This window comes from Clostridium sp. 10cd* (assembly GCF_044336395.1).
GTDB classification, from domain to species: Bacteria; Bacillota_I; Bacilli_A; order Erysipelotrichales; family Erysipelotrichaceae; genus Clostridium_AQ; species Clostridium_AQ innocuum.
In genome coordinates this window covers 957,902-971,494 of sequence record NZ_CP172347.1, presented here as the reverse complement: position 1 = coordinate 971,494, position 13,593 = coordinate 957,902, and the positions used below count along the sequence as shown (strand labels likewise).

Below are 13,593 nucleotides of genomic sequence, written 5' to 3'. Positions count from 1 at the left end.
TATCAAATTATCAACAAAAACATCCGATGATGTAAGATAATTCAATAATGATTTACAATATTGCCTGTTTATTATACATTGAATAGGCTATATCAAAGAGAGGGTTCGCTTATAGAAAAGTAATAATGAACAATTTATCCTGTTTGTTTGACGCTATAAATAAAGGATAGGAGGTAAAGGAATGAAGGATTTTTGGAAAAGAATTTTAGTATGTATTGTTGTAAGTGCAATGTTCTTTACATCAACAGGTTTTGGAATTTTTCAAATTGTTGCAAGCATCAATAATGCTTCTCCTATTGAAAACTTTTCGATTGAATGGAAAACACAGGCTAATGGTAAAAATATTATTTACGATGAAACCGGGACGGTTGTCACATTGAAACCGGAGTTTAATGATAGGGATGCTGCAGGAACCTCAATACAAGCAGAAGTGCATTTGTCCTTGAGTGAAGCGGCAAATATTTCAGAAAACCAATTAGAGATACGATTGCCAAGTACTATTTTTTATAACAGAAGCCAAGCAGCATGCGGCGAATATGAAATAGGTTTTGGTTCGGGGGCGTCTGATGGAAGTTTTGCTTATCGTGTTGATGAAGAAACAGGCGAGCTTGTCGTTTATAATACATCTGTTATCAATGATGCAATGGTTGTAAAATTTGATATTTTATATAAAAGCGGACTTCCAAGTGAGATAGTTAGAGGATATGAGAAAGAGTTAAGTGCAAATATAAAGATTTTCAATGATGACAGTTCTATTGATTATGAACAAATAACAAATCGATTAACATTAACATATCAAACGGAGTCAGATATTCATCGTGTTGAATTAACTAAATCTAAAAAATATGAAACATGGAATAAAAAATGGGGAGAAGAACCCGAAGATGCAAAGGACTATTTTTTCGTTGAATGGAAAATAGACACAACCGTACGTTCTACATCATTTACAATGCCTTTTAAATTGATTTTTACAGATACCTTAAGCAATCAAGGAGAGGTAGTAGGATGGACAGATTATCATTGGGGAATGGATATGATAATGAATTCTAAATATTACCAAAGTGATCATCCGGTCTTTCAAATTGATGTAATTAAACCTAGTAAAATTAAGAATTCTGACTCCTATGATTTTCATATCGGTTATGTACTTATAAAGTATCCAAGATCAGAATTAGAAAACACGAAAGAAATCAAAAATGAAATCACGGTACGGTTAGAGAATTTGTATCCGGAAGATGGCAGCTATTCCAAGGAAGTAAAAGATGATGCAATGTATACCTATGTGGATATAAACTTTCGCTATCCCCCAGGCAACTATGGTTTGGAAAAGGAGTATTCAGGCGGTACAAGCAGTCAATTGCTTGGATACTTATACGCCATAGAACAAGCTGCTGTTAATGCAAAATTACCTGCTACTAATGATTTTAGAAATACTTCTACTGCTACAGGCGGTATTTTAACATTAGACGGAGATGGAAATAATATCGAGAATTATGGTAAAAAATCATATTCTGTAGAGGTGACTGATGATTTTGTAGCATTAGAAAATGAGCGATTAACTGATGGAGAATATTATATTTCATCGATTGAGGTAACTGATAAGCAATATAATTACAAGATGAACGAAGAAGACGGAAGTGGTGGTGTAGAGGAAGATAAGAACTATGATGAATGGACACCGATTACCATAGAATATCAGCAAGGAATTCATGGTGAATGGAAGGAATTAGTAACGGGAAAGCCGTTTACTGATCGAATTAGCAGAAAATCATATCACCTTAGTTTCCCGGATGGAACAACAAAAGATTACGGAGCTATATCTGTAAAAGAATTACCAGAAGGTACGACAGGAGTGCGAGCTAAAAGAGAAACAAAATATCATAAAAGTGATCTTGATCTCGATGTAACAATCGGCTTATATGCTACAGATAAAATCAAACAAACTGCACTAAATAAAACATCTTTAACGTTAACGAATATCAGCACATATGTTGTTAAAGACAGCAATCAGAGTTGGGTAAATCCGTATGCAGAGATGTCTATAGGAGGGACATTAAAAGATGAAGTAATGAAGCGTGATAAATTAGTTTTTGGTAATAACGATCAATACGGACAACATGATAGAGCCGCTGTTACATTAAAAAATCCCATCTTGAAAAACAATATAACTAAAGAAGCTTCTAAGGTAATTAATGAACCGTCCAATTCTCGATTCAAAATAAACTACACAATAACCGGCGGCGAGTACTTAGACCGTGAATTTGGTAATGATCCTTTTTATGCTACAAAAGAGGAACTGAAAAATACAAATATGGTAAAGGAGCAAAGAAGTGCGATATTTTATGATTTGTTGCCACTAGGTATGTATGCTGATTATTCTAGTATAAAAAGCTATGCATTAGAATTAGGAAGCTATGGTCGTACTCTGAAAGGAGAACAATTTGAGCATACAGTAGAAACTATTGATAATTATAAGGGCACAGGGAGAACCATGCTGATTCTTCATATCACAGTGCCTGAAACTATAGAAAACCTATTCTACGAGGCAACTTATGGCAAGTTTGGCACAGGATTTTATATAACTTATGACGCATATTATCCTTGGGAATCCCTTCTTGACTTTGGGAATATACCATTGAATAGCGTAGCATATAAATCAGGTGCGGGAGAAATATTTAAAGGTTTTGCAGATGATGGCGGTGACAAAATAACTGACAAAGATATACTTAAAGATGTTGATGAGGATGGAAAATTTGGCGGTGATCTCGTTAAGGATACATTATATGCAGAAGCGCGGGTACAAATAAGCGGCGTTGTAAATTCAGAGCTTTCTTTCAGTAAACGAGTAAAGTCCGATGGGGATATCGCTTATTCAAAAACCACTTCAACAATAGGTGGAGGAGCCTATTCTTATCAGCTGAGAATAGGTAATGAAAAAAATATCAAAACGAAGGGTCTTATATTCTATGATATCTTGGAGTCAGATTTTAAAGATCGTGAATATTGGCAAGGAACGCTGGTAGGAGTGGATACCAGTCAAGCGCAGCTAAAGGGAATTTCACCTGTTGTATATTATTCAACAAAAGATAACATGAAATTGTCGTCAAGCATGAATGGCGAGATGATCGATGACGCCAATATTAACGATCCCACCATTTGGAGCACAACACCGCCAAATGATATGGCGGATGTAACGGCAATTGCTGTTGATTTGAGTAAAGATACTAGCGGAAACGAATATATTTTAGACAGCGAGCAAACTGTATTGATAAAAATATTGATGAAAGCACCAACACAACATGTAAAGGAATACATAGAGAAAGATGCGAAGGCCTATAATACTGCATGGGTTCGTAATCAAACGTTGTTAGCCAGCGGTGGAGTAGAGAAAAGCGAAACCCTGCAAACATTAGAAACTGTAGTATCCTTACGGAATCCGGATATAGAAATTCATAAAAAAAGCGATCCAGAAACAGGAACGCTTGATGCTCCAACACAAGTGAAAAATAATGATATATTGACGTATGATGTAAGCGTCGAAAATAAGGAAAATGCTATACCTTTGAAGGATGTTTGTATAGAAGATCCCATACCACAAGGTTTAACGATTGATTTTGAAAATATAAAATGGTATCCAGGAAATGACGTATCACAAATGAAGCTGGTATCTGAATCAGATGAAGTAAGTGTTACAAGAGATAAGCAAACATTAAGATTTAAAATTCTTGCGTTATTAGCCGGTGATGTTGTCCATTTTGTAATCCCAACGACTGTTGATGAGTCAGAGGATGCAGTGGTTTTCATAAATCAAGCGAAAATAACGAATATAAACGGCGCTGCATATGAAAAAGAAAGTGAGATTACGTATCACGAAAAGAAATCAGAATTGGTGGATTTTGCCTTTATGAAAACGGATAAAGACAAAACTGTATTAGCAAATGCCGGTTTTGTTCTCTATCAGTTAACGTGTAGTGATGCAACTCACAATCATGCAGATGAATTATTAAAGGTAAACGATGATGGAGAACTAAGCGGGCAGATACAAACGAATTGCTGGAAACAAGTTGAGAAACAAGTCTCGGATGAGCATGGAAATGTGAGTTTTCAAAACTTAAAAAAGAGTTTGGAATATCGTTTGATTGAATATCGTGCTCCTGAGGACTATGTTTTACCGAACGGACAGTGGATTTTACATTTTGATTATGTAAAAGATGCATTTGAAATAAACAGTATACATAGACCACCAGCTTTTGAAATTCATAACGGTGTATTGATTTTGGTTAATTACAGACTTGGTGAAATACCGATTACCGGAAATTCAGGTACACAGAGTATGCTGTTTACTGGTGCGGCTTTCATGTTGATCGCCGGAATCTGGATAATATATAAAAAGAAAACAAGGAAGGAAAAAATATAAAATACGTCAAAGATATATATTAGTAAACAGCAATCGCCGACGAAGTGCAAAAGCACAGGATAAGTATACATCACCATCCTATTCTCTTTGCTCTGGATGAGGTAATTTATTGATTATGATTCTGCGGCATGAAAAATAATACACACTTGGAAACAGATAGAAAACGTGATACCTATATCGTTCTGCTTTTTTCCTTTTAAAATGTCCTTATTGCGGAAGTCCTCATTATCGTTATTGGGTGTTAGAAAAGCGTTCTGCCATTTAGAAAAAAGCACTTTCATAAGGGAGCAGAATAAAAAAACGTATATGCTGCTGATTAAAAAGCAATGTATACGTTTTTATCTTTGGAATAGTGTTTTTTGTATTTTTTTTGGATGAGATCCGAAAACTGTTCTGATATGAGAAAGCATATATGGAACAAGGATACGATTATAAAGAAAGCGAAAAACAACATCAGAAAGAGCAGAAACCGATCCTTGATGAACGTTTCGCATACATTAACAAAAGACAGTTAGAGTATGCATCAAAATTGAAGATGGGAAAAGTAATTACATATGCAATGCGATATGTCGGTCGCCCGGCTATGGCAGAAAGCAGAATCATCAAATATTCAAAAACCGAAGATACCATAGAATGGTTTTACCATGATCACAAAGATGAAGTAAAACATATTGTAAAAGAAGACTCTAAATCATTTATAAAAAAACTCCTTATTCATATCCCTGATGAGAATTTTCGCTCTGTTCGTTACTATGGATTCTATTCAAACAAAGCAGGAGAAGAACTGGATCACGTTCATGAACTGTTAGGTGATAAAAAGAGTAGAGATTATTCAAAAGAAACACGGAAAAAGAAAAGATGTTAAATAAGTTAAAATATCGTACTCACCTTATTGACTCTTTTAATCGAGACCCTTTAAAATGTAGATTGGTCACTATCTTGAATATAAAGATACATACAGCCCTTTGGAAGGAGTAACAGATGAGCGATTATACCGAAAAAAGTGTATCGATGAAATGCAAGCATTGCGGATACGAAGAAGATGTTCCACAGTGGGTTCTTGATGAATTAAATGAATTTAGTGATGATAAATCCTATCAGATGATTTGTCCAGAATGTGATGATACGATGTTTGAAAAAGGAACATTAAGCTAACATTCATACTCTTGTTTTTAGTGCGCATTTTTTTTGGAAAAAGAACTTTATTTGATTACCAAAGCTCTTTTTCTTTTAATCCATGACGCATCGAAATTCTTGGAATATCAAAAAAGCAAAACATTCAACTGTTTCGCCTTTCATAGATCTTTTTGTAATTATAGAATTTATTAACATCTTGTGTAACTTATTAACGTTCCATGCCATTCTTTTTCTAATAAAGATCGCCAATCATTTTATCAACATATGCATTGTAACGATCTTACGCATTTAAACAAGTATCCATCAGATATGCGGTATCTGTTTTGAAATTTTCCAAGCCACGATAGTAGAAACTTTTATGCATATCTTCGATAATAAATAGAACGATATCATGCTTTAAACACTCCTTAAACATGACCATTCTACCAACCCTACCGTAGCCATTCTGATAGGAATGGATGCTTTCAAAACGATAATGGAAACTTATGATTCTTTAAATGTCACTTTTGAAATTACGTTATATTCTTCTAAAAGAGAAGTGATATCTGCTTCTACAATCTATTCTCATATGAGTTTAAATACCCAGTTCCTGTCTATAAATATTAGCTAATTGCTTAGTATATCATTAGTATAATTGCCTTATTGAAGAAATATTTAATTTTCATCCATATGCGTCAGGCTTTATGACACAGCCTGTTAGCATCCATTTTTTACGAGCGCATTATAGATATATGACTGCTTTTCGGTATCACAGTCTTATATGTGATATCGAATGGTATTTTTTTCAGTAACTGATTTCTGTCTAAAACTGTATTGGCATGAAACTTGCTGGCATTATAGACGGAGGTGTTACAATGAGAGAAGTACTACGTATTATAGCAGGGAACATATGTATAACAGGGGCGTATGCATTCATCACTGTTCCTTGTCATATTGTAAACGGAGGAATCACATCTTTTTCTATGATCCTTCACAATTTCATCAATATGGATATCAGCTTTTTTACAAACGCCATAACAATACTGCTGCTTATTTTATGTTTTTTCCAGCTCGGGAAAAGCTTTCTTTTAAAATCTCTTCTAAGCAGTATATGTTATATGCTCTTTTTCAGTATCTTTTATGCACTGGACATCGTTTTTCCACTCCCTATGCCGCTTGCAGTTTTAATGGCGTCTGTAATGGTAGGCTTTGGCTATTATTTATGTATCAGTTCCAATTCCAGCACGGTTGGTTTTGATGTTCTGGCAATTATCCTGCACAATAAAAACGATTCCTTCCCTATTGCTGTAACTATGCGATATATCAATGTAATTGTGGTCTTGCTTGGTTTTGCTTCTTACGGCTGGAAATCTGTATTGATCGGAATTGTTTTCACCTACTTCCAGACACAACTTTTACATTTGCTGCTGAAGCGTCATGAAAAAATGATACAGTGTGGAAACAAGGTTACGGCATCTGTATCAACGTGTATTGTAGAAAATGAAAGGATGACACAATGAAATACGGCATAACCACAGAGGAGCTCAGCAGGAGCTATTGCGAACAGAAAATTTTGAAGGTTTATAAAGAAATTGGATTTGATGCAGTTGATTACAGTTATGATATTCACGCTGTTCCCAATTCAGTATATGATCAAGATGACTATCTCGATTATGCGAAAAACCTGAAGCTGGCTGCAGTTGAAGCAGGGATAGCGATACATCAAATGCATGCGCCATTATATCATCGGCGTATTGATATGCCGTTAACAAAAGAAGATCAGCAGGAGGAAAAGTTTCTTAAAAAAATGACGAAGCGCGGTTTTGAAATAGCTGAAATTCTGGGATGCCACTATATGGTAATGCATCCCAGAAAAATGCGTTTTTATGATCAAATCGGTGCGAAAGAAAAGGCCAGAAGCTATAATCTTCAGATGTTCAGAGAATATGAAGCACTGGCCAGAAAGCATCATGTACAAATTGCTCTGGAAAATATGTTTTCCTATCATCCACAAACTCACATGCCAGTCGATACGGTATTCCGAACAGCAGAGGAAATCGTATCCTATCTGGAAGAATTGAACAGTGATGTGTTTGTAGCCTGTCTGGATACCGGACATGCGAATATCAATGGAATTTCAGCAGCACACATGGTGAAGGTTCTCAATCAGCATTTGAAAGTATTGCATGTACATGATAATTACGCTGCATTGGATCAGCACCTGTTGTGTGGATACGGCACCATTGACTGGAATGCATTTTCACAGTCACTTCATGATATACGATTTGACGGCGTAATATCACTGGAAACCTCTGCAATGTGCACACATCTTCCAGAAATTTCCTGCTTAGATTATGCAAGGCTGGCTTTTCGTACAGTTTCAAATCTTGTAAAATAAGAGAAGGTAATACATACAGGAGGTCTAAAGATGCGAATAGATAAAATCATGAGGGTTATTGATGAGCATTGCCAAAAGGATCGGTTAAATGATATCCGACAGAATGCCAATGGAATCAGTGTATATGAAATTGCGGAAGCCCTGCAGCTCTTGCGAAACAATGTAAATGCAGATGTTAATAAGCTTTTTCAGGAAGGCAAGGTCATTAAGATATGCGGAGATAAAATCTATCGATTTTATTCACAACAGCATTTTTCAAAGATAACGGGAAAACATCTACAGCCACAGACCACTTGTAACTATCTGCAGGAATTACTTGAAGATATGCAGGGAAGCAATGATCAGGACGACCCGTTTACACAGCTGATTGGCTTTGACGGAAGCCTGCGAAACGCCATTCTTTCCGCAAAGGCCGGCATATTGTATCCGGGTGGAGCACTTCATACCTTGTTGTTGGGAGAAAGCGGTGTCGGTAAAAGTTTGTTCGCAGAGAAAATCTTTATGTATGGTAAAAAACATGGAATTTTCAATAAAGATGGGCAGTTCGTTGTTTTCAACTGTGCCGATTATGCAAATAATGCAGAGTTGCTGCTCTCTCATCTTTTCGGTAGCATAAAAGGCGCCTATACAGGTGCAGACAGTACAAGAGAAGGTCTGTTGAAACGCTCAGATGGAGGTATGCTGTTTCTGGACGAAGTCCATCGACTTCCTCCGGAAGGGCAGGAAATGCTGTTTTATTTCATAGATAAAAAGAAATACCGTATGCTCGGAGAAGCAAATTGCGAGCATTCAGCGAATGTTGCCCTTGTGATGGCAACTACAGAAAATCCCGATAACCATCTTCTTACAACATTTTTAAGAAGGATTCCGATGGTCATTAAAATTCCCAGTCTGAAAGAAAAATCACTGCAGGAGCGTGAACAGATGGTCTTATATCTTTACGCACTGGAGGCAGCTGTCATCTGTTCAGATATTATCATAGATAAAGATACAATGACAGCTTTGATACTGTATCATCCTAAAGGAAACATCGGGCAGCTGAAAAACGATATAAAGCTTTCCATTGCGCGCAGCTATCTTGAAATGCGCAATAATAAAGAAAGTGAATTGCATATCCGTAAATACACACTTTCACATCAGATAAGCGATGGTCCTATAGATCAGGATATTGAGCAGCGCAAAGAAATAGAGAAAATGCTGATTCGAGATACTTACACGGTAACACCATTCCGTGCAGAACCTGCTGTGATGCCGGCATCAATGTTTGAATTTCCTGTATTTGACACAACGCAATCTGATATTCAGACTTCATTTGAAGAATACGTTGATAAGATTGCCGCATCACTGGAACAGGATTCGCCTCCTTCTTTTATCATAGACAATGAAATACGTGAAATCATGACTTTCATCCATGAATGGATTCTACAGAATATGCAAATTTTAATTGAGCGAAGGCAAAGTGCAGCTCTGGCATTTTATTTAAAAAACATTCGTGATTATCAAACAAATGCATATCTTCATGATGAATACACTTTGGAATGTGAAATTGCATATATTGAGAAAGCCCGCTCACTTATCCGCTCCATTGAACAGCGGTTCAATCTACGCATAACAAGCGAAGGGGTTCATACCCTCGCCTGTATTTTGAAAACATTCAAAAGCAATTCATCCGAAATATGCAGCATCAGTATGTTTGTTGTTGCACATGGAAATTCACTTGCGACAAATATTGCAGATGTTGTGAATGAACTGCTTTCTATTGATTATGTAATTGCACAGGATATGCCGTTTACGAAAAACGTAAACCAGATCATCGAAGAATTAATTGAAAAAATCTGTAAAGAACCGCTTCAAAATGATATTGTACTTTTCGTAGATATGGGTTCTCTCATGTCTTTGGAAGAAACACTGCTTCAGCGCTGTAACTATAACATCGTCGTAATCCCGACGGTTCATACACTGCTTGTATTAGATGCCGCCAGAAAGGCAATGTTCATGCAGTATCCGCTAAGTAATATCCTACATGATGTTATGCGAATGAATCAGAAGGTGGATCAAACGCTGGAGCATCATATCCGCAGTCATATCGGTCAATACAATGAAAAAATCATATATACCATCTGCTATTCAGGTGATGGCACAGCGCACTATCTGGAAAAATACCTGAAGGACATGATGGAACAGGCTGGTATCTTCAACATTGAAATTCTGGCATTAAGCAATGATTCTTTAATCAAAATACGAAGTATTATTGAAGAAACCTCAAAGCACAAAGAGGTTTTATGCATAATTGGTAATGTTGATCCCGGTGTACATGAATATCCGTTTATTTCCATAGAAGATATTTTGCTGGGCGATGGTGTAAAACGTCTGTTCAACAGTATCGGAAATATTGAATTCGTAAACAATCAGGACGTGATAAAATGTTTTGAACGCAACGTATTTGTTGATGTTGCCTTTGAATCTATAGATAAATATCTGATGTATTTAAACTCAAAAAAGCTTTCCCCTCTCATCATGGACTTTGTCAAAGGATTGGAGAATGAGCTGGACTGCACACTGACAAACAGAACTCTGACACGACTGATCGTACACACGGCCTGTATGGTTGAGCGCCTGTTATTTCATGAATATAGCTTTGAACAAAATGCCGGCACCAGTGAATATTTGAAAACTCAGAAGAGGCTGCACACTGCTGTCAGTAAAAATTTACAGGGAATTGCTTCGGCCTGCAGTATTACCATCAATCAGGAAGAATGCTATTACATCATACAGATTTTAATGGAGGATGATACACTGGCTGAGCATATTGTATTTTCATAATATAGAGATGTATTCATGTGTATCAAAAAATGCGAAAAGGCTGATTATAAAGCCTTTTTCTTTTATTGGCATGGAAATTGCTGATTGATTACTGAAAGGATGTGGAATTATGATGATGGAATGCAACATCGGTATTCTTCTTGCAAGTCATGGAGAATATTGTCATGGCGCAAAGAACAGTCTGGAAATGATTATTGGAGATTGTCCGGATCTTCTTTGTGTCTCTGTAACACCATCCATGAACAATGAGGATGTGCAGGTGCAAATGAGAGAAGCTTATGAGCTTTTGAAAAAGGAATGCAGTGAGGTACTGATTTTTACGGATTTGCTCTGCGGGTCACCGAATCATGCTGCAGTGCGTCTGATGATGTCAAGGGAGGATATAACTGTAGTCACTGGTTATAATCTGGCTATATTGGTAGAATTGGTAAATCGTCGCAACACATCAGACCTGAAGGTGCAGGAACTGCTGAACGGGATTGAAGATACACTTGCTTCATCCCTGCGCATTATGACAAAGGAAGGTGAATGGTATCATGGGAATTGAATTGATAAGAATTGACGACAGACTGATCCACGGACAGATTGCAACAACCTGGATCAACAATTATTCTATCGAACAGGTATTAATTATAAACGATCAGATTCTGACGGATAAGATGCAGCAATCTGTTATTTCTATGACCGCTCCGGTTAATGTAAAGGTGAAAGTATTTGGTGTGGATGCTTTCCTTGACATTTATAAGAAAACATCAATTCAGCGCAGAACAATGATTATACTGACAAATTCTATTGATGCTTATCGACTGGCGAAAGGAGGCGTTGATTTTAAAGTATTGAATGTCGGTGGTATGCGGTATGAAAACGGCCGTGTGAAAATAGCGAAGGCAGTATCTGTAACTGAACGGGAAAGAGAAGCATTTGAACAGCTGCTGCATATGGGAATTGATGTTCAAGTTCAGATGGTGCCTCGGGACGAGCTTCATGATATGAAAGAAATTTTAACAAATACAAAATAACGAAAGGAGAAAATGTATGTTAGTTAAAGCATTGCTTGTGGCCTTCTGGGCCGGTTTATGTTCACTTGATGATGGAGGTATGCAGTTGCAGATACGTAAACCACTGCTTGCTGGAACAATCACAGGACTCATTTTGGGGGATCTTACACAAGGGTTAATCATAGGTGGAACACTGGAACTCATGTGGCTGGGGGTTAATTCTGTTGGCGCGTATACACCTCCGGATATCACAGGTGGAGCAATCATCGGTGTCACCGTTGGTATAACCAGCGGAGGAGGGGTTGCTGCCGGTGTTGCATTTGCAGTTCCCGCAGCTACTCTGATCTTGCAGCTTATCGTTTTACTGCAGACATACTTATCTGTACATATTCATCGTGCGGAGGCAGCGGCCGTTGCCGGAGATTTTGATAAAGCCAACCGCTGGCATCTATATAGTGGTATCCTGCTGTTTTTTGCGCGTGCCATTCCTTGCTACATCGCGGTATATATCGGAAATACGGTGTTATCTGATTTCATTGCATGGCTTCCGAAATTTATCATTACCGGATTAAATGTAGCAAGTGGAATCATCCCGGCTGTCGGTATCAGTATGCTGCTGACAATGATGCTGAAAAAAGATATGTGGATGTACCTTGTGGGAGGATTTGTTTTTGCAGCATATCTCGGCCTGCCTGTTCTTGGCGTATCTCTCATCGGAATCGTTTTTGCCGGTATTCATGATTACAACTATGTACAAAGAAAGAAGTTGGAAACAAGCAATACGATGGAACTAGAAGGAGGTATTGATTTATGACGGATACAAAATTTGAAATGACGAATAAGATTTACAGGGAAATGTTTATCAATCATTTAACATATCAATGGGGATGGAATTATGAACGACAGCAGGCGGATGGATGCCTGTTCACGCTGACACCTGTTCTAAAACGTATTTACAAGGATGCTCCTGTAGAAGCAAAGGAGCGTGCTATCAAGAGACATCTTGAATTTTTCAATACACATGCCACGCTAGCTCCCCTGCTTTTCGGTTTAATAGCTGCGCTCGAGGTAAACACGCCGGAGGATGAAAAGGATTCCATAACATCTATAAAGACTGGATTGATGGGCCCTATTGCCGGTTTAGGTGATGGATTGTTCTGGTTTACACTGTGGCCTATTTGTGCAAGTATTGGAGCGACAATGGCAGTGACCGGCAACATTTTCGGAGCTATATTTACATTTGTTGTCTTTAATATATTAAATCAAGGAATGAAATGGTTCGGTTTCCGTATCGGGTATACAAAAGGTATGGAAATTATCAATTCCGGTTCAGGTGATGAAGTAATTAAAAGAATATCTGGTGCAGCTACCGTATTAGGCTTATGCGTTGCCGGATGCCTTGTATCCACGACTGTAAAAGTAAATGTGCCACTGGTATTTGCAAGCGGCGAAGGAAAAATTGTTGTGCAGGAGCTGATAGATAAAATCATGCCTTGTTTTCTTCCGGTTCTGGTTACTGTTTTCTGTTACTGGAGACTTAAAAAAACAAATGGAAAGGAAGCTGTATTGCTGATTTTCGGAATTATGATTGTATCCATCGGCCTAACGTATTTGGGAATACTCGGTTAGAATCTGTAGGAAGCAAGTGCTCATTACGATCATGATATTGTTCCTTTAAGGCTCAGAAATATACTAAAAAGAGGATTCGTAAATGAACCCCAAGTTTGGACTATCAAATGAAAGGGTTCTTTTTTTTATACTTTACATTTTCAAATCTCATGCTTCAGCGGAAAATGATTCTCTATGCAGTATTGATCAAAACAGCCTTCACATTACCTGTT

Annotated in this window: 10 protein-coding genes; all 10 read left to right on the top strand. The window is 37.3% G+C overall.

Features of this window, described 5'->3' with window-relative positions; genetic code table 11:
- Positions 1-181: 181 nt before the first annotated feature.
- The 10 genes from ACG3M1_RS04845 (at position 182) to ACG3M1_RS04800 (ending at position 13,381) form a co-directional block, all read left to right on the top strand.
- Positions 182-4,417, top strand: coding sequence for a SpaA isopeptide-forming pilin-related protein (locus ACG3M1_RS04845; protein ID WP_395814972.1), 4,236 nt, complete (start codon positions 182-184; stop codon positions 4,415-4,417).
- A gap of 412 nt (positions 4,418-4,829) precedes the next feature.
- Entirely contained in the window at positions 4,830-5,282 is a 453-nt protein-coding gene (locus tag ACG3M1_RS04840; protein ID WP_009587357.1) for a transposase, read from the top strand.
- Between the two features lie 116 nt (positions 5,283-5,398).
- Positions 5,399-5,572, top strand: a complete 174-nt coding sequence (locus ACG3M1_RS04835; RefSeq protein ID WP_009269690.1) for a hypothetical protein — start codon at positions 5,399-5,401, stop codon at positions 5,570-5,572.
- A gap of 800 nt (positions 5,573-6,372) precedes the next feature.
- Positions 6,373-7,053: a YitT family protein gene (locus tag ACG3M1_RS04830; RefSeq protein WP_308170310.1), complete on the top strand. Its 681-nt coding sequence runs from the start codon at positions 6,373-6,375 to the stop codon at positions 7,051-7,053.
- Positions 7,050-7,931: a sugar phosphate isomerase/epimerase family protein gene (locus ACG3M1_RS04825; RefSeq protein WP_022300310.1), complete on the top strand. Its 882-nt coding sequence runs from the start codon at positions 7,050-7,052 to the stop codon at positions 7,929-7,931. Before ACG3M1_RS04830 ends, ACG3M1_RS04825 begins: the two co-directional genes overlap by 4 nt.
- Positions 7,932-7,961: 30 nt before the next feature.
- Complete coding sequence (locus tag ACG3M1_RS04820) at positions 7,962-10,754, top strand: sigma 54-interacting transcriptional regulator (protein WP_242408057.1); 2,793 nt, start codon at positions 7,962-7,964, stop codon at positions 10,752-10,754.
- Positions 10,755-10,863: 109 nt separating this feature from the next.
- Complete coding sequence (locus tag ACG3M1_RS04815; RefSeq protein ID WP_009269694.1) at positions 10,864-11,301, top strand: PTS sugar transporter subunit IIA; 438 nt, start codon at positions 10,864-10,866, stop codon at positions 11,299-11,301.
- Positions 11,291-11,773 (top strand): PTS system mannose/fructose/N-acetylgalactosamine-transporter subunit IIB, encoded by a 483-nt coding sequence (locus tag ACG3M1_RS04810; RefSeq protein WP_009269695.1) that lies wholly within the window; start codon positions 11,291-11,293, stop codon positions 11,771-11,773. The genes ACG3M1_RS04815 and ACG3M1_RS04810 overlap by 11 nt, the downstream gene beginning before the upstream one ends.
- Before the next feature lie 16 nt (positions 11,774-11,789).
- Positions 11,790-12,566, top strand: coding sequence for a PTS mannose/fructose/sorbose/N-acetylgalactosamine transporter subunit IIC (locus tag ACG3M1_RS04805; RefSeq protein ID WP_009587372.1), 777 nt, complete (start codon positions 11,790-11,792; stop codon positions 12,564-12,566).
- Positions 12,563-13,381, top strand: coding sequence for a PTS system mannose/fructose/sorbose family transporter subunit IID (locus ACG3M1_RS04800; protein WP_008816974.1), 819 nt, complete (start codon positions 12,563-12,565; stop codon positions 13,379-13,381). The genes ACG3M1_RS04805 and ACG3M1_RS04800 overlap by 4 nt, the downstream gene beginning before the upstream one ends.
- The last annotated feature ends 212 nt before the right edge of the window (positions 13,382-13,593 follow it).